The following is a 20037-nucleotide window of genomic DNA, read 5'->3' as shown; positions in this document are numbered from 1 at the left end:
CGCGCTGATCCTCGCCCGGTGAGGCCCGCGCACCGTGCGCGGGGGCCCGTGGACATGCCGGGCCGCGGGAGGGGGTGGTGCTCGCACGTGATGTTGTTCGAACGCATACGATCCCTTCCGTGTCCAAACTGACCGACGTGCCCAAACGCATCCTGATCGGGCGGGCGCTGCGTAGCGACAGGCTTGGGGAGACCCTCCTCCCCAAACGCATCGCCCTGCCCGTTTTCGCCTCCGACCCGCTGTCCTCGGTGGCGTACGCGCCGGGAGAAGTCCTCCTGGTCCTGTCCATCGCGGGTGTGTCGGCCTACACCTTCAGCCCGTGGATCGCGCTGGCCGTCGTGGTCCTCATGTTCACGGTCGTCGCGTCGTACCGGCAGAACGTGCACGCCTACCCGAGCGGCGGCGGCGACTACGAGGTCGCGAACACCAACCTCGGTCCCAAGGCCGGACTCACCGTCGCCAGCGCGCTCCTCGTCGACTACGTGCTGACCGTGGCGGTGTCGATCTCCTCAGGCGTGGAGAACCTCGGGTCCGCGATCCCCTTCGTGGTGGAGCACAAGGTCCTGTCCGCCATCGTGATAATCGTGCTGCTCACGCTGATGAACCTGCGTGGCGTACGCGAGTCCGGGAAGCTCTTCGCGATCCCGACGTACGTCTTCGTCGGCGGCGTGTTCCTCATGATCGCCTGGGGCGCGTTCCGCGGACTCGTACTCGGCGACACCATGCGCGCCCCGACGGCCGGCCTTGAGATCAAGCCCGAGCACCAGGGCCTGGCCGGCTTCGCGCTGGTCTTCCTGCTGCTGCGGGCCTTCTCCTCCGGCTGCGCCGCGCTGACCGGCGTCGAGGCGATCAGCAACGGCGTCCCGGCCTTCCGCAAGCCGAAGAGCAAGAACGCGGCCACGACCCTCGCCCTGATGGGCGGCCTGGCCGTCACGATGTTCTGCGGCATCATCGGCCTGGCCATGGCCACCGATGTGCGGATGGCGGAGTCGCCCGGCACGGATCTGCTCCGCGACGGCGTCCCGGTCGGCTCCGGCTATGTCCAGAACCCGGTGATCTCCCAGGTCGCCGCCGCCGTCTTCGGCAGCGGCACGTTCTTGTTCATCCTCCTCGCCGCGGCCACCGCGCTGGTCCTCTTCCTGGCCGCCAACACCGCGTACAACGGTTTCCCACTGCTCGGCTCGATCCTCGCCCAGGACCGCTATCTGCCGCGCCAGCTGCACACCCGCGGGGACCGGCTGGCCTTCTCCAACGGAATCGTCCTGCTGGCCGGGGCCGCCGCGCTGCTCGTCGGCCTGTACGGAGCGGACTCCACCCGGCTGATCCAGCTCTACATCGTCGGTGTCTTCGTCTCGTTCACGCTCAGCCAGACCGGCATGGTCCGGCACTGGAACCGCCATCTGCGGACCGAGCGGGACCCGGCCAAGCGCCGCCATATGATCCGCTCCCGGGCGATCAACACCTTCGGCGCCTTCTTCACCGGTCTCGTGCTCGTCGTCGTACTGGCGACCAAGTTCACCCATGGCGCCTGGGTCGCGCTGCTCGGCATGGTGATCTTCTACGGGACGATGACCGCGATCCGTAAGCACTACGACCGGGTCTCCGCGGAGATCGCCGCAGCCGAGGGGCCGTCCGACGACAGCGCCCGGCCGTCCCGGGTGCACTCGATCGTCCTGGTCTCCAAGGTCCACAAGCCCACGCTGCGCGCCCTCGGATACGCCAAGCTGATGCGCTCGGACACCCTGGAGGCGCTCAGCATCAATGTCGACGCGGCGGAGACGAAGCAGCTCAGGGACGAGTGGGAGCGGCGCGGCATCAACGTACCGCTGAAGATCCTCGACTCCCCGTACCGCGAGATCACCCGGCCCGTGATCGAGTACGTACGCGGTCTGCGCACGGAGAACCCGCGCGACGCGGTCAGCATCTACATCCCGGAGTATGTGGTCGGCCGCTGGTACGAGCATCTGCTGCACAACCAGAGCGCCCTGCGGCTCAAGGGGCGGCTGCTCTTCACGCCGGGCGTGATGGTGACGTCGGTGCCGTACCAGTTGGAGTCCTCGGAGCTGGCGAAGAAGCGGGCGAAGCGGCGGGCGGCGTATGTGGCGCCGGGCGCGGTCAGGCGCGGTCCCGTGGACGCGCGGCCGAAGGAGACGGACCGGGACCGGAAGGACTGAGCGGGCCGAGCGGACGGGGCCGAGCGTACGGAGCCGAGGAAACGGGGCCGAGCGGATGGAGCCGAGCCGACGGGGCCGAGCGGACGGAAGGGGGGATCCGGCTCGTGGCGGCCGGGAGGGTGACGCGCACGTAGACTGGTGGGCTGTCGTCCCCCTCCTCGTTTCCCTCCTCGTCTCCCTTCCCGCTCCCCCTTCCTACCGCTGATCTTTTCCTACCTCTGATCTTTTGGAGCCACCTCCCATGTCAACAGAACCGCAGGCTTCGCTGATCGGGGAGGAGTACGAGGTCGAGGTGGGCCCCGTCGCCCACGGCGGCCACTGCATCGCCCGTACCGCCGAGGGCCGTGTGCTCTTCGTACGTCACGCACTGCCGGGCGAGAAGATCGTCGCGCGCGTGACGGAGGGCGAGGAGGACTCCCGCTATCTCCGCGCCGACGCGGTGAAGATCATCGAGCCGTCGAAGGACCGGGTCGAGGCTCCGTGCCCGTACGCCGGCCCCGGCAGGTGCGGCGGCTGCGACTGGCAGCACGCCAAGCCGGGCGCGCAACGCCGCTTCAAGGGCGAGGTCATCGCCGAACAGCTCCAGCGGCTCGCGGGCCTCACTCCGGAGGAGGCGGGCTGGGACGGTACGGTCATGCCCGCCCCCGGCGACAAGCTGCCCGCGGGCGAGGTTCCGGCCTGGCGCTCACGCGTGCAGTACGCGGTCGACGAGGACGGACGCGCGGGACTGCGGAAGCACCGGTCGCACGAGGTCGAGCCGGTCGAGCACTGCATGATCGCCGCGGAAGGCGTCAGCGAGCTGGGCGTCGAGCGGCGCGAGTGGCCGCAGATCGTCACGGTCGAGGCGATCGCCGCTTCGGGCTCCGGCGACCGGCAGGTCATCCTCACCCCGCGCGAGGGCGGCCGGCTGCCACTGGTGGAGCTGGACAAGCCGGTGTCCGTGCTACGGGTCGACGAACGCGACGGGGGAGTGCACCGCGTCCACGGCCGCGCCTTCGTCCGCGAGCGCGCCGACGGCCGTACGTACCGCGTCGGCATGGGCGGCTTCTGGCAGGTGCACCCGCAGGCGCCGCAGCTGCTGGTGGAGGCCGTGATGCAGGGCCTGATGCCGAGGAAGGGCGAGACCGCGCTCGATCTGTACTGCGGAGTGGGCCTGTTCGCCGGGGCGATCGCGGAGCGCGTCGGGGAGACCGGCGCGGTACTGGGCATCGAATCCGGCAAGCGCGCGGTCGAGGACGCCAGGCACAACCTCCAGGACATGCCCCGGGTCCGGATCGAACAGGGCAAGGTCGACCAGCTGCTGCCGCGCACCAGAATCACCGAGACGGACCTCATCGTCCTGGACCCGCCCCGAGCGGGCGCGGGCAAGCAGACGGTCAAACACCTCACGGGCCTGGGCGCCCGCCGCATCGCCTACGTAGCCTGCGACCCGGCCGCGCTCGCCCGCGACCTGGCGTACTTCCGGGAGGGCGGCTACCGCCCGCGCACGCTGCGGGCTTTCGACCTCTTCCCGATGACGCACCACGTGGAGTGCGTGGCGATCCTTGAGCGCGCGGAAAAGGGTGCCTGACCTGCGGTTTTGCTGGTGCGCATTCTGTGCGGTGTGGGCGTTACGGGCGATATCTTGACGCTGAAATGACGCTCGGGACGCTCATTTGACGCTCGTTCTGATGGGGTGTCAGGAGATCTGTCGAGCAGGTCAGGGGTGGCGTATATCGATGAGGCTTGGAGAGAGCGCGACGCTGAGCGTCGACCTGCTGAGTCCTGCTGAGTCCTGCTGGTGGGGCCCCCTCTTCGGGAACAGCCCAAACTCACCGCGACGCTCACCACGGTGATGCGCCACCCGGAGGCGAAGGCCATCGACGAGGCGCCCGGCCTGTTCCAGGTAGCGATCCGGGTGGTTCTCGGAGCGTCTGACTAGAGAACAGCGACGGTGAACGGAACGTCAGCCGCGTCGTTGTTGTAGTTGGACGTCACGATCGTGATGGTGCGGCTCTTGCCGTTGCAGTTGCTGTTCGGAATGGCGGTGATCATGGACCGGTTGTTGTTGACCGTGGCAACCACCGCCGCGTTGGCCAGGTTGATGGTGGGGTCGGACACCGCCACGCAGTAGTAGCCCGCCGGGCGTCCGTTGAGCCGCTCGGCCGACGCGACGTTCTTGGTCGCCAGGAGCGTTCCGTCCGCGCCTACCTTGGCGGCGGCACGGGCGTACGACGCGTTCCGGGGCCGCCGAAGCGGAAACGGTCAGAAGCGGCACCGACGCCACTGCTGCAACGAGGGCCAGGATTCGCGTGCGCATGGTGTTGCCCTTCTTGGCCACGTCCGTCACGGACCGCGGCTCGTTCGACTGAAAGCGTGCTCGTTCAGGTAGCGGTGATCGCAACAGCACTGGACGGCTGCTGCCACGCCAGCACTTACGCTATGGGCAACATCCCTGCATAACTGCCCTGATCAGCCAAAATAACCTCGTTCGTGTGAGGTTGGCCCGCGCAGAGGCGGTCAGGTAGAAGCCACGCGGATCACCGGTGGGAAAGGCCGGTCCGCTCAGCCGGGTTGGTCCTCGCCGATTGTCCAACTCACCGGTGGGGGCTGGCGGGCGCTCTCCCCGCTGTCCCCGTACGCCTGGTCGGCGTCGGGTATCTCAGGGCGCGAGCAGGCTCGTCAGATCGGCGATCGCCTCGGCAGACGGCTTGAAGCAACGGCGCGTGTCCGCCTTCCGGTGCCGGGACTTGGCCATCAGCATCAGCAGCGACGCACCCTGCTCACCCACGTGCGCGAGCCCGGAAGGGCAGTATTCGTGGAGGCCCCAGCCCCTGGGGTGGGCAGGGCCATCGAGGCGGCCCCGCCCACCCCGAAGGGTCACCCGGTAGCGGTGATCTCGTTCACGAGCCACGAGCCGAGTTCTTCGGTCATGGCGGTGTGCCCTTCGTTGCGGCCGGCGCACGCGAAGGAGTCGAGTGCGCTGCTGTCCGGGGTGATCGGCTGGTAGAGGGCCTTCCGGTCGTCGATGTCACCCGCGCCGACGGCGCTGACGGTGGGGATGAAACAGGACGTGGTGATGACGTCCGGGTCCACGGTGTTGCCGAGAAGGCCCATGAGCAGGCCGGCCAGGCCGAAGCTCCCGGTGTCGCCCTCGGAGGACGGAACGCTGAACAGGCCCCCGGGAGCACCGTCGATGTCGGGCAGCCCGCTGGTACGGACCGATACGGGCCCGGCACCGGTCTGCTGCAAGCGGGCGACTTCCGCCTCGCCCTGCGCCTGGGTCTTGAGCCACGTGTCGGTCAGCGTGTCACCGCCGCACTTCACCGCGGTCGCGCCGGCCTTGATGCCGTTGCCGCTACCGGTGTCCACACCGTTGGCGACACCGATCTTGCGCAGGTTCCGCGGCCATCCCCCGACCTCGTCGAGCGCCCTCATGAACGCGGTCCGCTCCGATGCCTCCTCCGGGGTGGCGTCGGCCTTCTCGATGTGCCACCGCGCCATCTGCTTGGCGGCGGGGCTGTTGAGCAGCCCGGAGAACTGGCGCAGGACGGGGCCGATGGCGGGGGTGTCCCCCCAGTTGTCCGTCGCGAAGTGCGTGAACGCCTGGAGCGCGATGGGGAACCACGCACCCTGGTGGGGGGTGTCGTAGGAGAAGTAGAGGGACGTCTCGTGGTCGGCGAGCGTGGGGTCCTGCTCCATCCTCGCCAGGGCGTAGCGGGTGACCAGTCCGCCCATGCTGAATCCGCCCACGGTCAGCCTCGCGTTGCCCACCCGTTCGGCGGTGGCCCGGCGGATGCACTCGATGGCGGTGTCCGCGTTGTCCGTGATCGAGGCCGTCCGGTCGTGGTACCCGAGGATGATCACGTCCCGGCCGGTCGCGTGGAGTTCGGAGATGAAGCGGTAGTCGCCGTTCTCCTCAAGGCCGTGCCAGAGCTGGTCGAGGTTGCTGGACCCGCTGGAGAAGCCGTCGGAGAGGATGACGGGCCGGATGAGCTGCCGGCGGTTGAGCGGGCTGTAGTAGACCCAGGCCGCTCCGCCGGCGAGGGCCCATTCGTCATGCGGCTCCGGAGCGGGGGGAAACGAGGAACGGGCTCCGGGGGCGACCGGGCCCCAGACGTCAACGACGGGTGCGGACATGATCAGTTGGCTCCTTGCGCAGTTCACGGGTTCACGAAATGGCCGGTCGGTCACGACGTCATTGCGCGTAAGCGCGACCAGCCAGCACCATGATCACAGACTGTGAACGCATGAATACCCAGGGTGTTCAGTGGGTTGCCCGGCCTACCGCCTGCTGCCAGCCGGCGCGAGCAGACTGGTAACCTCGGCGATCGCCTCCGCCGAAGGATGGAAGGAGCGCCGTACGTTCTCGGGCTTCTTGTGCCGAGACTTCGCCATCAGCATCAGCAGGCTCGCCCCCACCTCGCCGAGGTGCGTGAGCCCGGAGTGCCGCCACTCGTGGAGGTCCCAGCCGCTGCCCGGCCCGGCGTGGGCGGTGTGCTCGTCCAGCAGCATGCGGGCCTGCCCGTACGACAGCCGGACCAGCCCGGTGTCCGGGCACACGTCACGCGGCGCGAGGACCTTCCCGGGGCCCGGCCTGCGGTGGGTGACGAACATTGGCCCGCGCATACGGCCCTTGAGTAGGCGGGGCAGCCGCCGGGCGGTGCCTGCTGGTTTTGACGGCGCGGACGAGCGCCTCGACGTCAGCTTCGAGTTGTGCCCGTTCGGGCTTCTCTGCCTGGCGGAGTTCCTTGAGCTTCACGATCTGCTCACGCGAGCGCACTTCGACGTCGCTCGGCTGGCCCCGCTCTGACGGCGATCGGCAGCTTCCGTCACCCGGCTATGTGCCTAACATGCCAGAGATCATGTGACGTGCTTCACCTGGGTTTTCTCGCTCGACCTATTGATAACGACGGTGATGTGAAGCCAGCGGTCCTCCACACAGGTGATCGGAAACTCCCGCAAGACCGCCCGTCCCCGGGCGACGAGCGCCGCCAGCTCGCGGTCCTGATCGTGCGGGGTCAGATACACGTGGAGCAGGGTCTCGCAGCTGAGTTGGGTACGGTCCGACCGGCGGTCCGGTCGTTCGGCGGCGGAGGCGAATCATGAAGAGTGCGCACGTCGGGCTCGCGGCGTTCGAGACCAGAGCGGGCGAGGCCGCCCGGACCCTGCTGCACAACCAGGGGTACGACGGCGGGTGGGGCCTCACCCTGACCTCGGTCTCGTCGATCGTCAACACCAGCGAGGTCCTACCGATTCTGCGGGCCGCCGGCATCGCCGGACAGCCGGTTCGCCAGGGGCTCGACTTCCTCACCGGCGCCATCCCGGAGCACTCGCGGCCCCGCCCCAAAGGCGGTCGTGGCGAGCACACACGGTTCATCGCCTTCGGCCCTGGCCGGACTGCTGTCCCACCCCCGCTTCTTCCACCACAACGGCGTCGCGGAGACCGCGGCCTGGTGCGTCGGGTGGCTGGAGGACCATCAGGTCGACCACGGCTGGCCAGAAGTCCTCGGACTCGACGACACCTCGCTGCACCAGACCGCCCTGGTGGTGCACCGGCTCGCCGAGCTCAGAGATGCCCTCCACGACTTCGGCCCCGGACTCCTCTTACCCGGCGGGGTGGAGACCACCAGCCTCCTGGAGCGCGTCGAACCGCTGATCGACCACGGAGTGCACGGCCTGCTCTACCACCGGCGCCCCAGCGGGGCATGGGGGTGGCGTACCTACATCGACACCGACCCGAGCCCGAGCAAGACCGCGCTGTGCCTGCTCGCGCTGTCGACCGTCTGCTCGGGCACCGGGCCCGGCGGCGAGCCCGCCTACCGGGACGGCCCGCGGGAGGCGGGCGGGGTGCACGGCCCGGTGCAGCGGAAGCGGCTGTCCGACGTGGTCGCCGAGGCCGGCCAGTGGCTGCTGCACAACCACCACCGGTGGGAGGAGTTCGTCGAGGACGACAAGGACGTGCAGGGCACGGCCTGGGAGCACATGGCGTACGCGCTGTGCACCCAGGCCACCATCCGGGCCGGCGCCAGCCCGCGCGATCCCCGCCTCGCCAAGGCGTGGAAGCTGATGAACGACCTGTGGGACCCCGAGGCCGCACTGTGGAACGAGCCGGGCGCCTCGGGCAAGCGCGCCACCATCCGGGCCGCGTACTACACGGTGTCGGCCTACGAGGAAGCGATGCAGCGTCTGGCCCGAATGAACCTTGCCGACCCCGCCTCCGAGGACGCAAACAAGGCGTCGGCCGAGATGGTCATCGTCCATGTCGCCCTCGGTCCTGGCCGGACCGTCCTCCTCGGGACACGCGACAGCGAAGGAAGGGTGGCGTGTGATCTGTCGGAGCGCCTGTTCGACGTGGTGAAGGTCGCGTACGACGCTCCTGCGGCCGGAATGTCGACCGAGCGGATCGCGGCGAAGCTCTACGTCGCCCCGTCCTCGGTGCCCAAGTACCTTCAGCGCCTCAACCAGGTCGTCTCTGCAGCCTTCGGCGGCGCCCCGGCCCGGCTACTTCTGGCCAGCACAGTGGACGGGGCCAGCGGGTACCGCCTCGCAGGGCGGTAGGCCGCCTACGACGCGGCACGCTCCCCGGCCACCGGGTAGTTCAGCAGGGCGAACCGCGCCAGGGAACGGACCTGGTCGAAGGTCTTGAGGGTGTCGAGATCCTCCAGGCCGAACCAGGCAGCCCCGTGCACCTCTTCGAGCTGCGCTTCCACGGCCTGTTCCCGGGTTCCCGGCTGCCGCTGGACGTAGAAGAACTGGACCAGCGCCGGCGTCGGGAAGCCTTCGCGCTCGATGTCCACGTAGAACGGAACTGGTTCAGGGGTGGCGTTGTGGTCGGCCGGGTGGATGGCCGGCTGACTGGAGATCGCCTCCACCAGCAGCCCCGTCTCCTCCTTGAACTCGCGCACCGCCGTGCCCGCGAAAGACTCCCCAGGCTCGATATGACCGCCCGGCGGAACCCATTTGTCGAAGCGGTTGTGGTGAACGAGCAGCACTTTGCCACGCTCGACGAGGTAGCCCGAGCAGCAGTACACCAGACCGATGTCGCGAGACGTCTGGCCGTCATGGATCAGAATCGAGCGAGGCACCTCGCCACGATAGCCCACAGGAAATCACTCGAACTCCCTTCCAGGTGACGCGACTTCGCGCAGCGTCAGCGCCGCCCCGATGACATGTCATCGGCAATGACAGCGCGATGTCATCGCGTACACGTCACGGCGAGGCGGATCGTGGTCGTATCCCCGGCCTGCGGCTCCCGCTCGCGGTCGGCGATGCCCCTGTCCGTCGAGGAGAGGACCCCGATGCGCTCTCGCCCGTCCCGCTGGCATGCCCGGTACCAGCCGGTTTGCGGCCCCGCAGACCGTGGTGGTGCAGCCCACGACCTGGTGCAATCTGAACTGCCGGTACTGCTACTTGCCCTTTCGCAAGCTCAAGCACCAGATGTCCCCGGATGTGGCCGAGGCACTGGCGCAGGCGGTGGGCCAGCTCGACGACAGCGGCCACCCGATCGGCATCGTCTGGCACGGCGGGGAGCCGCTCGCCGTCGGACAGCAGAACTTCCGGGCCCTGCTGACACCGTTCGAGGGATTGCGCCGCGCGGGCCGGATCCACCACTACGTGCAGACCAACGCAACGTTGATCACCGACACGTGGTGCGAGCTGCTGCCCGGGTATGACGTCCGTGTCGGGGTGAGCGTCGACGGGCCGGCTGCGTTGAACGCCGAGCGCGTCGACCTTCGGGGCAAGCCCGCCTTCGACCGCATCCTTCGCAGAATCGCGCAGCTGCGCGAGCACGGCATCCCGTTCTCCGTCATCTCGGTGGTCGGCACCCTGGGCATCGCGATGCCGGAGGAACTGCTGGAGTTCCTGACCTCTCTGGGCGGCCATTCGGTGGGCTTCAACATCGAGGAGATCGAAGGGGTCAACACCGACCGGGAGCCGCCTACCGCGGGCCAGGCCGAGGAGTTCTGGCGCCGCATCCTCACCTGGACCCGCCAGCATCCTGGCGCCCCGGCGGTCCGGGAAGTCGAACGCCTCGCCGAGTACCTCCAGCTGATCCGGTCGGGCCGGTGAGCTGAGTGGGACGGGCGCCGCCTCGACTCGATCCCCACCATTTCCTGGAAGGGCGACGTGGTCCTGCTCTCCCCGGAACTCGCGGACGCGGCGGCGCCCGAGTACGGCGACTTCGTGGCTGGCAACATCCTCGACCGCCCCCTGCCCGAGATCCTCCGTGATGCCCACCGGCTGCGCTACGTCCGCGACTTTCTCACCGGCCTGGACCGCTGCCAGGCCGAATGCGAGTTCTTCGACTTCTGCCGCGGCGCCCAGGCCGCCAACCGCTACTTCGAGAACGGCGACCTCACGACCACCGAGACCGACTACTGCCGGGTCTTCCGGCAGGCCCTGGTCACGGCCCTGTCCACGCTCGCAACCAAGGAGGCTGTTGCATGAAGATCCTGGATCGACTCGCCACATCCGACACCACCCTCGTGATGGAGTTGATAGCCACGCACGACGTCCCGACCCCGGTGGTCGTTGAAGCAGCGTGGGACAACCGGCCCACGTGGGACAACTGGGCGAAGAACCCAGCCCCCTTCGACAACCGCCCGACCTGGGACAACTGGAACAAGAAGAAGTAGGCCGCGCCGCTGCTGGCACGCCCGGGGCGTGCCAGCAGCACCGGCGACCGAGCCACCGCGCTGAAAGGCTGTTGATGGACACCCGCACGATCCGCCGTACGAGCGTCACGCTCCCCGCCCTGAACGAGCCGGGCCTCTACCTCTCCAATGTCACCTCGCTGGAGGGCGGCCGTGGCCGGGTTGCGGAGTTCCACTACGCCGACGCCGACCTGCGGGACCTCGACCTGGCCGACACCCACCTGATGGACGGGCGGATCACCGGCCTCAAGGCCCAGCGCACCCGCCTGGAGAAGCTCCGCGTCGACTCCGTGGAGTTCACCGGATGCGACCTGTCCTCCCTGCAGTGGACCGACAGCAAGCTCTCCCGAGCCGTCTTCCGCGACTGCAAGCTCATGGGCGCCACCCTCGAAGACGTCACGCTCGACAACGTCCTGTTCGAGAACTGCAAGCTCGACTACAGCACCCTCACCCGCGTCCGGGCCACCGGACCCGTGATCTTCTCCAAGTGCTCTCTGCGCGAGACCACCCTCGCCGCCGCTGACCTCGGCGCCGCCCTGATCGACGACTGCGATCTACGGCTGACCGAGTTCGACGGCGGGAAGTACCGCGGCCTCGACCTCCGGGGCAACGACCTCTCCCAGCTCCGCGGCCTGGCCTCGCTCAAGCAGATCGTCATCGGCCACGCCCAGACACTCCAGCTCGCCGAGGTCCTCGCCGCCGAGCTGGACGTCACCTTCGGCGAAGACCTCGACGACAAGTAGCCCCGCACCTGCCCCAGGAGGCACGGCCATGGGCCCGCGACTCGTATTCGACACGTACGACGACATACGCGGCCGGTGCGACACCGCACCGGTCCGGCAGACCGGCAGCGAGCCCGGCCACGACCAAGGCGCCATCGTCCCCGGCGACGACTGGGTGCCCCTCACCGCCGAGGAGGCCGAGCGGCACCAGGCCGACGACTCGACGCCGGACAGCATCCGCATCGAGCTCGTACGCCGACCGCTGCCGCCGCTCGACCCGCACGACCTGTCCGGCCGGCTCGAAACCGCCGCCCGCCTCGACCCCCTCAACGGCTGCTGGCCCACCGAACTCCTGGGCTGCGCCGCCAGCCCCGGCAACTGGACTACCACCACGGAAGACTCCACCACCGGCCGACGCATCGGCCTGCACGTCGACAACTTCGACCGGCTGCCGTACGCCCGACGCCACCAGGGCCGCCGACGGCTCTGCCTCAATCTCGGCCCCGGCCCGCGCTACCTACTCATCGGCGACCGCGACATTCAGCAGATCTGCCGCACGCTCCATGCCGACCTGGACCGGCACCACCCCCACACCGAGGACATCCGCCGGTACGTCGCCGCAGGACACCCGTTGCGCTGCCTGCGCATCCGCCTCGATCCGGGGGACGGCTACATCGCTCCGACCGAGTTCCTTGCTCACGACGGCTCGACCGCCGGTATCGACCAGCCCTCCGTCGCCGCCTTCTGGCTCGGCCAGCGACCGAACGCGTCATGACCGATCAGGCACGAGACAGAGCTCAAGGACCGGGAGACCCGAGCATGGACGTGAAGGCGCCGCACCCTGCGCTCGACTCCGCCATCGCCTGGCCCACGCTCGGCATGTGGGTTCGATGGGACGGCGAGCGTCTCGACCTCGTGTCGCTGTCGCCCACACGCGGCGCCACGGCGGATCAAGTCCTGCTGCCGTGCTCTCCGGAACTCCTGATACAGCTCGGGAAGATCTCGCTCGGCGGCAGCCGTGCCGGCCTGTACGCCGCGTGCCTGACGAAGGACGGTGCCGACCACCGTCTGGTGCTCTGCCAGCGAGGTTGGGAAGGCGCAGTCCGAATCAGCGGAGCCGTGTCCTCGATCGCGGAGCCGCTGTACGGGAAGACCCGGGCTGCCATGCTCGCGGCAGGCCGGGAGCAGAGAATCGCGGGCAACCAGGCCCGGCAGCGCAGTGGAGCGCGATGGCCCGTCAGCTGCTGATGGCCAAGCGGGCGAGTCGGCGCGGACGCAGTGTCCGAACGGTCTCGGGCGGACTGCCGACACTCGGCAAGCATGGATGACTGGAAGGACGAACTATGGCAAACCTCCGGGCATTGCCGGGTAGGAGCGGCGGGTCACCCCGCCGCTCCCCCCTCAGAACCGTGCGAGCCACTCATCGCGGCACACGGCTCATGCAAGCCCCACAGGGCGATTCAGGAGAGCTGTGCTGTGCCCCTGCGTTGGCGGATGAGATATCCGCGGCGACAGGAAGCGTGTACGAGTCGGGTCCCATCATCGTTTGACCGCGATCCTGGTCTCCCGTGGTGAACGAGGTAGTCGGCCGTGATCGCCTGGCGGGCGATCCGCAGCCACCATCGTTCCCATTGCTCAGGAGACTCAGGGGGTTGTTCGGCGAAGAGCAGATGGTCGCCGCACAGTGGACAACGCGCTTCCTGCTTGGTGAGCAGGCGGAGCGTGTACTTGTCGAGCGGCGGCTTGACCTTCTTGCGCCGAGTTGCCCAGTAGTCAGTCAGGGAGGGGTCATCGGGCGATGCCTTCCCCTTGACCATTGCGTGCCGGACGATGTCAGTCCGGGAGAACTTCGTGACGTAGGCAGGGGTGCCAGGGGCACCGAACACCCACCGGTCGTTCCTGAACTTGTTGCGTTTACCGAAGTACTGATTGATGATCCAGTTCTTCGTCTTGTGGGGGTGAGTCCAAGTTGCCCATTTGTATTGCAGCCTCCACAGGTAGTTGTCGAGGGAGCTGAACATCTTGGACGACACCACGCCTCGGTAATAGGCCGCCCAGCCCCTGATGATGGGGTTGAGCTTGGCAACGACTGCCATCGCGTTCGATCCGCGCAAAGTGCGCATCTCCTCTGCGAGTCGTTTCCGGAGGCGCCCGACAGCCGCTTTGCTCGGTTTGATCAGCAGTTTGTGGCGGTAGCGACGGACGTTGAACCCGAGGAAATCGAACCCGTCTCGCAGGTGAACGATTTGCGTCTTGTCCTCGTTGAAGACAAGCCCCCGGGGTGCCAGCCACTCCGCCAGTTTCGCCTTGGCTCGGTGTGCCTGTTCGTGGCTGTGACAGAGCACGACCATATCGTCGGCGTAGCGGACCAATACCGGGGAGTCCTTTTTTGTGTCACCGGCTTGAGCGCCGTTGACGACATAGCGGACTCCAGCGGCTTCCTCTAGACCGTGCAGTGCGACGTTCATCAGCAGAGGGGAAATTACTCCGCCTTGGGGCGTTCCCTCTTCGGTGGGAGTGAACCCCTTACCGGGTTCGAACACTCCCGCCTTCAGCCAGTCGGCGACCATCCTTTTAGCAGGGAAGTGGCCGATTGCCTGTAGAAGGCGAGCATGGTCGATCCGGTCGAACGCCGCTGCCAGGTCCGCATCAAGCGCCCAGATGCGTTTGGCCAGGGGGCCCTTGCACGTCAGGTAGATGGCGCCAATTGCGTCCTGGCAGCTACGGCCCGGCCTGAACCCATATGATCTGGGTTCGAACCGGGCCTCCCACTCGGGTTCCAGTGCGTTTCGAACCCGCGCCTGGTGGCAGCGGTCCGTGAGTACCGGAATGCCGAGAGGTCTCAGCTTTGCGGGGTTTGATCCTTTCGGAATGTACACGCGCTTCACCGCGCGAGGTTTCCAGGAAGTGATGGACTGGTGCACGCGCACCGCCACACTAGCCCTGGCTTCGGAGGTCAGTGCGACCTCACCATCCACTCCTGCGGTCTTGCGCCCAGTATTTCGCTGCGTCACCTGTCGCACGCTGAGCAGCGTGTTGGACTGGGAACGTAGCATCAGCTTCTGAAGGTTCCTGACCTTGGGCCAGTCACCTTCCTGAGTCGCCTTGAATATTCGCTGCCGGAGCCGCTCTACCTCTCGCTCGACCGAGCGCCAGGCGATCCAATTCCAATCGTCGGCGTCCAGCTCCAACTGCGAGGGGCCTTCAGGTCCGTTCACCATAAGGTGTCTAACTTGCCCTTCGGTTCGGGTAGTTCCTGCAGTTCGTCTTCAAAGGCTCACCTGCCACACGTCAGCACGCTTTCGCGCCCCGACACGGAGTCGGGTATCCGGCCACTTTCACGGAACATCCGACAGGAGAGAGTCGGTCATGTCTGTCCCGCGTTTCGTGTTGCCTTTCGGCGGCCGGCGTTAGCTTCTTGGGCATCCTGTCCCGCCAGAGAATTAAGCCCCTCTTACGATCGGCTTACCGCTACGTTCGCGCACTGCGTTCGTATCGGACTCTAGCGGGGTTTCCATGTTCCGCATGTGTGAGGTGCGGCTGGGATTGGGTGTCCTCTATACCCCGAGGGCGGTGGTATCCACACGACCAAACTCTGTCTTTGGTCGCCACCTGTCGCCTTCAACGACAAGCCCCTGTCACCTTGTGATACATGCCGCCACAAAGCGTTGGAATTACGAGGCATCAGCAAGGATTCACTGGTATTCACCCCATGCCCAGCCTTCCCATCGCCTGTGGCCCCCGGGCGGAACGGAGACTCTTGGGCTTTCCCCCGAGCTTCACACCCGGCTGAGCAGGACCCAGCCACGCATGTCGGGGTAGGGACAGGCCACGGATACGGCCCGGACTACGTCTTCGACCTCAGTCGAACCTCCTTCGACGTCTTCACTCAACACAAGCGACCTCATGTCGCAACCGAGAGATCCAATATCCGACTCTACCGTTAAATGCATCGGCTGACTCCGACGAAATGCAAAGCAGACTCCGCAGGGTGCGCCCCAGCCACGCGGCCATGACCATCAGCTCCGTGCACTTGCTCGATTGCTCGATGTCGCGTCGAATGCCGACGCCAAGACGATCACCTGGGGGAATCCGGTTGCTGAACTCCGACTCGGTGGCGACACAGGCAGGACCTGACTTCGCGGGCAGCGGGCCGCAGCCAATGCGGCGGCTGCGGCTCGGCATCACCGTGTTGGCAGGTTTCTTTCCCGGATCATCCGGTGTTTCGCCTACCCCTCGATCACCGGCCAGGCATCTTCGACCACCCCGGCGTTCGCGCCCCTACGCGTTGGGCAGCGGCTCGTACCGCTCGGTGCTCGAACCGATTGCATCCAGGACGGCGCGCAGGAGGAGGGAGTCTCCTCGTCCGGGATAGATGCGAACCAGGTCCGCCAGCGGTAGCCCTCCCAGTCCTGGCCCATAGCAGCTCAGTGCGTCTCGCCGTGCCGCGCCAGCGGAAGGGGGAGCATGGAGGGTGAGCAGATCCGTCCGGGCGCTGCCGGTCATCCGATCCGATCCGACCCGCATCCCCGGGAGCACCGCTGCGAGTTGCTGGTGTCCTGCTGTGACGTCGTCGGCCCCGAGGCTGGCGCCGTAAACCGGCAAGGTCCCTCCCACTGCCCGGGTGACGGCCTGGTGCATGAGGATGTGGTCCGGGTGCCCTGTCAGGCCGTCGCTGCCGACGGTCAGTATCGCCTTGGGCGCGAGGTTGTTCACGTGCGGGGCGATGGCATCGGCCAGGTCGTCGACCGAGGCGCTGGTCAGTGAGTCCTCTGCCGGTGTCCCTCCGGTGTCGATCCATCGCCCCGGGGCGATCTGGTCCCAGTCCGCCAAGCCAATGGCCTGGCATGCCTGGTTGAACCGCCGAGATCGTCGACGACGTGCCTCCCGGACCGTGGCAGCCCCGAGTTCGGCTGCCTCGCCTTTGGTAGCGACCCGCAGCACGACACGGCAGCCCTGCCGGGCCAGGAATGCTGTAGCCGCGCCAGTGGCAAAGACTTCGTCATCAGGGTGCGCGTGCAGGACGAGCACCGTGCCCTTGCCCCGGACCAGCTCGCCGAACAGCTCTGTCGTGCCCGTGCTGAACAGCAGCTCACCGACATCGCTCACTTGGAGAACCTCGCCCACACGAGAGCCTTGTCGTCATGAACCTTGTACCGCGGATGCTGCCGGCCGTCAGGATCAGTCTCCTCATGAGCGTGGACGGCATCGCAGACGGACTGAGGGCCATTCTTGTCGCAGTCCTGAGCCATGGCGGTCCACGAGGAGAACAGTCCGTACTCCTCCACACCGCAGCTCACCCCGTCTGTCATGACCAGGAGGCTGGTGAGGTCGGCTGCCGGCCAAGACCTCACCGTCGCATGGTGCGCCGCCTCAGGGACTGCCTCGGCCACCCAGTAGGCGCCCTGCACCTGGCGGTTGACATGGTCTATCTGGATGGCCCGCAGCTCCTGGAGCAGCCGCCGGTGGTCGCCGGAGCCGAACCCCTCTCCGTCCTTCAGCCGTTGCTGGTACTCCCGGTACCGGGGCTGGACCGTGATCAGGTCGGCGAGCCGGTCGTCGCGCAACTCATCCACGCTTCCGTCACGCTGTATCGCGACGACGGGAGTGCCGGCCGGCACCAGCGCCTCCACCTGGTCGTCGCGCAGGCGCGCGATGGCGACGGTGGCGGCGGGGGACTCGCCCGGCACCAGGCCGCGGCGCGCCGTGACCGCACCGATGGCGCCCTCCAGGATCTCGCGCAGGTCCGCATCCGGAGCCTGGGTCAGGCCCGCTGCCAGCTCCATTCCGAGGCAGTCGGCGTACCAGCCTCCGAGCGGGGTCGTGGTGGCAAGAGTGGATACCCCGTCGAGTACGGCGATCGCATGGGGAGTGCGCACGATGCGGTCCTCGGACGGCCGGCCTCCGCCGGTGCGCTCACCTGTCGCCACGAACATGCCTGTCTCGTCCATTCCCTTTTCTTCCTTTCCTCTTGGGGCACTTCCCGCGTCGAAAAGACGGCGCAGGAAAAACATCGCGTAGCTGATTTACGGGCGCTCCCGAGAAATGATCGTCTGGCTTCCAGTTGGTCCCCCAATCGCGACCGACGGGAATTCCTGACCTCGGGGACGAGTATTCTTCTGGAGCGCCGCAAAGTAAACGGTATATCCGCCCGGGCCCCAGTGCACTCGATGTGACAAACTGTCACGACGCAACACCGATAAGGCGGATGGCGCCCGGGCAGACCGCCCTGACGTGGCATCCGCCGAGCATCCCGGTTGCCGCTCAGCCCGGGAGGGATCCGCTGCCAAACGCTGTTGCAGAAGATTGAGTGACGCTCGCCAGAGGCGGCGGGCCATGACACGGGCTGTCCTGTACCTGCCCCTGGCGTACGTCAATGCGGCGGCTGACTTCGACGAAATTCAGAGCAGACCCCGCAGGGTCCGCCTTAGTTAGTACTCCAGCGAGAATTCGTGTTCTGAGCTGGTTGTTCTTGTTGTCCGGTCGTGGAGAGGCTTGCTGAAGTCGAGGGCTGGGTTGCAGAGTTGGAGTGCGTCTTCGCGCGGGTGGCGGGCCAGTTCAGGCGGGCGGACCTGCGATGGCGGATGCGGGACTATGTCCGTGGCCTGCTGGCGCCGGTAGGCCGTAAGAACGGCTGGCAACTGGCCGAGTACGCAGGACATCGTGACCCTGCCGGGCTGCGGCATCCGCTCAACGGTGCCCGCTGGGACGCCGATGCCGCCCCGGACGATCTGAGGGGGTACGTCGGCCAACAGCTGGGGCCGGACGGAGTCCTGATCATCGATGACACCGGGTACATCAAGGAGGGCACCACGTCGGCCGGGGTGTCGAGGCAGTGCACGGGGACTTCCGGAAAGATCAACAACTGCCAGGTCGGTGACTTCGCGGCCTACGCCATCGTCCGTGGACGGGCCCTGGTCGACCGCGAGCTCTGCCTGCCCAAGTGCTGGATCAGGGACCGAGAACGGTGCCGGGAGGCAAAGATCCCTGACGAGCTCACCTTCGCGACCAAAGGTGAGCTGGCCAGGAATATCGTCCGACGCTGTCTGGCCGTCGGTCTGCCCGCCGTTTGGGTGACCGCCGATGAAGCCTAGGGACAGGACTGGTCCTTCCGCCGCCTGCTTGAACAGCCCGACGTCGGCTATGTCGTGGCGGTGCCGAAGTCTCAGCAGATCAAGTCCCTAATCGGGGCCGATGCCGCGGCATGATCGCGGCATCCCCTGCTCACCTTCTGGTGGCTTTCCGTCCTCGTCGCCGGCGCTGCGGGTGACCTCTCCGCTCTGAAGCACGCACAAATGACCGGAGAGACCAGCCAGGCACTGCAGCAGGTCATGCTCAGCAAGTCCTTTACATCTGCGCCGCCGCGCTGTCCATCGGCGTCGTCTGTCTGCGCGGCGGCATGCTGAAGCGCGCCGTGCAGGCTGCCCCGGCGTAGCAAGGCCGCCTGCACCTTCGGGTGGAGCGGTCGATCGGCGCAACAGGTGCTCGGCCGTCCGGGTGGACCAGTCCGGCTGTGCCCGCGCCGTCCGTCTCCGGCGGTATAAGGTCGCCGACTGACTGCGTGTTCCATCGGAAGGGACCCCTGGCTCGTGACCACCTCGATCATTGTCGGAGGAAGCGGCGCTCTGGGGCGCGTACTGGCACAGCGGTTCGCCGACCGTGGTGACAGCGTCATCGTCACCAGTCGCGCCAAGGAGCGCGCCGATGCTGTGGCCGCCGAAATCGCCGGCAGCGTCCGGGGTCTGGCCGTTGACCTATCGCGGCCGGAAACCATCGACGGAGCGCTCGCGGATGTACGGGACGTTGACAACTTGGTGATCACCGGCGTCTCAGAAGGTTTCAACACTCTCGCGGATTTTGACATCGCCAAGGCCGTGGAAGCTGTGACCATCAAGCTGGTGGGGTACACGGAGACCGTGCGAATTCTGCGTGACCGGTTCACCCCTGAGGCATCGGTTGTACTCTTCGGCGGCCTGGCCAAAGAACGCCCCTACCCAGGCTCCACCATCGTGACCGCCATCAACTCTGCCGTCACCGGACTGGTGAAGACCCTCGCACTGGAGATCGCACCTCATCGTGTGAACGCGCTCCATCCCGGCGTCGTGGGCGACAGCCCGAGGTGGCGCGACGTGCCCGACCACCCGCACGTACCGCGTACTCCCATCGGGCGCTTGGTGACCATGGAGGAAGTCGCCGACGCCACCGACTTCCTCCTCCGCAACACCGGCGTCAACGCCCAGGATCTCTTCGTCGACGGCGGACTACGCGTCACCTGACACGACCGTGTCCCGCTCGAATAATACGATTCTGGGTCTGAACTGCAGTTTCCGCAGCCAAGTTTAGGGCTCGCACGGCATCTGGGATCGTCCTCAGATGCTGCAGTCCATCACCGCACTCGTCCGGAATCTGACTAAGGCAGTGTCCTATGTGGTGAGTTTGATGAGTCGTTTGTAGCAGCAGAGTGCGGCGGCGAGGCCGAGGAACGCCAGGTAGTTGCGTGGTTGG

20 protein-coding genes and 2 pseudogenes are annotated in these 20037 nt (G+C 67.1%); 13 read left to right on the top strand and 9 right to left on the bottom strand.

Translation table 11 applies throughout. The features are described 5' to 3' along the window. Positions 1-119 precede the first annotated feature (119 nt). The 3 genes from ACZ7LS_RS27705 (at position 120) to ACZ7LS_RS27695 (ending at position 4095) form a co-directional block, all read left to right on the top strand. Entirely contained in the window at positions 120-2174 is a 2055-nt protein-coding gene (locus ACZ7LS_RS27705; protein ID WP_382523619.1) for an APC family permease, read from the top strand. A gap of 241 nt (positions 2175-2415) precedes the next feature. After that, a complete protein-coding gene (locus tag ACZ7LS_RS27700; RefSeq protein ID WP_385135766.1) occupies positions 2416-3744 on the top strand; it encodes a class I SAM-dependent RNA methyltransferase in 1329 nt (442 codons plus the stop codon). 210 nt (positions 3745-3954) lie between these two features. Then, on the top strand, positions 3955-4095 hold the full coding sequence (locus tag ACZ7LS_RS27695) for a hypothetical protein (protein WP_382523623.1): 141 nt from the start codon (positions 3955-3957) through the stop codon (positions 4093-4095). Here the strand turns inward: ACZ7LS_RS27695 and ACZ7LS_RS27690 are convergent. The 4 genes and pseudogenes from ACZ7LS_RS27690 to ACZ7LS_RS27675 all read right to left on the bottom strand — a co-directional run. Beyond that, positions 4092-4274: a hypothetical protein gene (locus ACZ7LS_RS27690; RefSeq protein ID WP_382523626.1), complete on the bottom strand. Its 183-nt coding sequence runs from the start codon at positions 4272-4274 to the stop codon at positions 4092-4094. The genes ACZ7LS_RS27695 and ACZ7LS_RS27690 overlap by 4 nt on opposite strands. Before the next feature lie 541 nt (positions 4275-4815). Further along, positions 4816-4944: a hypothetical protein gene (locus ACZ7LS_RS27685; RefSeq protein ID WP_382523629.1), complete on the bottom strand. Its 129-nt coding sequence runs from the start codon at positions 4942-4944 to the stop codon at positions 4816-4818. A gap of 89 nt (positions 4945-5033) precedes the next feature. Then, positions 5034-6293, bottom strand: coding sequence for an esterase/lipase family protein (locus ACZ7LS_RS27680; RefSeq protein WP_385135762.1), 1260 nt, complete (start codon positions 6291-6293; stop codon positions 5034-5036). A 144-nt stretch (positions 6294-6437) separates the two neighbouring features. Beyond that, positions 6438-6824 (bottom strand): annotated as a pseudogene (locus ACZ7LS_RS27675) (site-specific integrase); the annotation flags it as partial. Between ACZ7LS_RS27675 and ACZ7LS_RS27670 the strand changes: the two are divergent. Further along, complete coding sequence (locus tag ACZ7LS_RS27670; protein ID WP_385135759.1) at positions 6817-6966, top strand: hypothetical protein; 150 nt, start codon at positions 6817-6819, stop codon at positions 6964-6966. The pseudogene ACZ7LS_RS27675 and the gene ACZ7LS_RS27670 sit on opposite strands and share 8 nt — an antisense overlap. A 50-nt stretch (positions 6967-7016) precedes the next feature. Here ACZ7LS_RS27670 and ACZ7LS_RS27665 read toward each other — a convergent pair whose 3' ends face one another. Then, positions 7017-7184: a hypothetical protein gene (locus ACZ7LS_RS27665; RefSeq protein WP_385135757.1), complete on the bottom strand. Its 168-nt coding sequence runs from the start codon at positions 7182-7184 to the stop codon at positions 7017-7019. A gap of 327 nt (positions 7185-7511) precedes the next feature. Here ACZ7LS_RS27665 and ACZ7LS_RS27660 point away from each other — a divergent pair, with 327 nt between their 5' ends. After that, entirely contained in the window at positions 7512-8714 is a 1203-nt protein-coding gene (locus ACZ7LS_RS27660; protein WP_385135755.1) for a hypothetical protein, read from the top strand. 5 nt (positions 8715-8719) lie between these two features. Here ACZ7LS_RS27660 and ACZ7LS_RS27655 read toward each other — a convergent pair whose 3' ends face one another. Further along, positions 8720-9241 (bottom strand): NUDIX hydrolase, encoded by a 522-nt coding sequence (locus ACZ7LS_RS27655; RefSeq protein ID WP_385135753.1) that lies wholly within the window; start codon positions 9239-9241, stop codon positions 8720-8722. 238 nt (positions 9242-9479) lie between these two features. Between ACZ7LS_RS27655 and ACZ7LS_RS27650 the strand changes: the two genes are divergently transcribed. The 6 genes from ACZ7LS_RS27650 (at position 9480) to ACZ7LS_RS27625 (ending at position 12780) form a co-directional block, all read left to right on the top strand. After that, positions 9480-10226, top strand: coding sequence for a radical SAM protein (locus ACZ7LS_RS27650; protein WP_471065655.1), 747 nt, complete (start codon positions 9480-9482; stop codon positions 10224-10226). A 57-nt stretch (positions 10227-10283) separates the two neighbouring features. Further along, positions 10284-10604, top strand: coding sequence for a radical SAM protein (locus tag ACZ7LS_RS27645; protein ID WP_385135747.1), 321 nt, complete (start codon positions 10284-10286; stop codon positions 10602-10604). Beyond that, positions 10601-10792, top strand: a complete 192-nt coding sequence (gene amcA / locus ACZ7LS_RS27640) for a multiple cyclophane-containing RiPP AmcA (protein WP_385135744.1) — start codon at positions 10601-10603, stop codon at positions 10790-10792. Before ACZ7LS_RS27645 ends, amcA begins: the two co-directional genes overlap by 4 nt. Positions 10793-10866: 74 nt before the next feature. Beyond that, on the top strand, positions 10867-11553 hold the full coding sequence (locus ACZ7LS_RS27635) for a pentapeptide repeat-containing protein (protein ID WP_385135742.1): 687 nt from the start codon (positions 10867-10869) through the stop codon (positions 11551-11553). A 28-nt stretch (positions 11554-11581) separates the two neighbouring features. Further along, positions 11582-12307 carry a hypothetical protein gene (locus tag ACZ7LS_RS27630; RefSeq protein WP_385135739.1) on the top strand — a complete coding sequence of 242 codons (726 nt, stop codon included), beginning with the start codon at positions 11582-11584 and terminating at the stop codon, positions 12305-12307. 44 nt (positions 12308-12351) lie between these two features. Continuing rightward, the gene (locus ACZ7LS_RS27625; protein WP_385135737.1) at positions 12352-12780 is read left to right on the top strand and encodes a hypothetical protein; all 429 of its coding nucleotides are present in this window, start codon (positions 12352-12354) and stop codon (positions 12778-12780) included. 212 nt (positions 12781-12992) lie between these two features. On the opposite strand, the gene ltrA is transcribed toward ACZ7LS_RS27625, so the two are convergent. The 3 genes from ltrA to ACZ7LS_RS27610 form a co-directional block, all read right to left on the bottom strand. Continuing rightward, entirely contained in the window at positions 12993-14723 is a 1731-nt protein-coding gene (ltrA, locus tag ACZ7LS_RS27620; RefSeq protein ID WP_469449709.1) for a group II intron reverse transcriptase/maturase, read from the bottom strand. A gap of 1090 nt (positions 14724-15813) precedes the next feature. Further along, positions 15814-16641: a PIG-L deacetylase family protein gene (locus ACZ7LS_RS27615; RefSeq protein ID WP_385135732.1), complete on the bottom strand. Its 828-nt coding sequence runs from the start codon at positions 16639-16641 to the stop codon at positions 15814-15816. Next, the gene (locus tag ACZ7LS_RS27610; protein ID WP_385135729.1) at positions 16638-17483 is read right to left on the bottom strand and encodes a protein phosphatase 2C domain-containing protein; all 846 of its coding nucleotides are present in this window, start codon (positions 17481-17483) and stop codon (positions 16638-16640) included. Before ACZ7LS_RS27610 ends, ACZ7LS_RS27615 begins: the two co-directional genes overlap by 4 nt. 534 nt (positions 17484-18017) lie before the next feature. Here ACZ7LS_RS27610 and ACZ7LS_RS27605 point away from each other — a divergent pair. After that, positions 18018-18722: pseudogene (locus tag ACZ7LS_RS27605) on the top strand (IS701 family transposase); the annotation flags it as partial. Positions 18723-19121: 399 nt separating this feature from the next. Next, complete coding sequence (locus ACZ7LS_RS27600; protein WP_382523657.1) at positions 19122-19808, top strand: SDR family NAD(P)-dependent oxidoreductase; 687 nt, start codon at positions 19122-19124, stop codon at positions 19806-19808. Positions 19809-20037 lie beyond the last annotated feature (229 nt).

Source organism: Streptomyces sp. NPDC039430, assembly GCF_055639435.1.
This window is presented reverse-complemented; position numbering and strand designations above follow the sequence as displayed.

Coding starts and splice junctions, on each gene's coding strand:
- ACZ7LS_RS27700 (WP_385135766.1), top strand. CDS start 2,416: ATGTCAACAGAACCGCAGGCTTCGCTGATCGGGGAGGAGTACGAGGTC.
- ACZ7LS_RS27680 (WP_385135762.1), bottom strand. CDS start 6,293: ATGTCCGCACCCGTCGTTGACGTCTGGGGCCCGGTCGCCCCCGGAGCC.
- ACZ7LS_RS27650 (WP_471065655.1), top strand. CDS start 9,480: ATGCCCGGTACCAGCCGGTTTGCGGCCCCGCAGACCGTGGTGGTGCAG.
- amcA (WP_385135744.1), top strand. CDS start 10,601: ATGAAGATCCTGGATCGACTCGCCACATCCGACACCACCCTCGTGATG.
- ACZ7LS_RS27635 (WP_385135742.1), top strand. CDS start 10,867: ATGGACACCCGCACGATCCGCCGTACGAGCGTCACGCTCCCCGCCCTG.
- ACZ7LS_RS27630 (WP_385135739.1), top strand. CDS start 11,582: ATGGGCCCGCGACTCGTATTCGACACGTACGACGACATACGCGGCCGG.
- ACZ7LS_RS27625 (WP_385135737.1), top strand. CDS start 12,352: ATGGACGTGAAGGCGCCGCACCCTGCGCTCGACTCCGCCATCGCCTGG.
- ACZ7LS_RS27610 (WP_385135729.1), bottom strand. CDS start 17,483: ATGGACGAGACAGGCATGTTCGTGGCGACAGGTGAGCGCACCGGCGGA.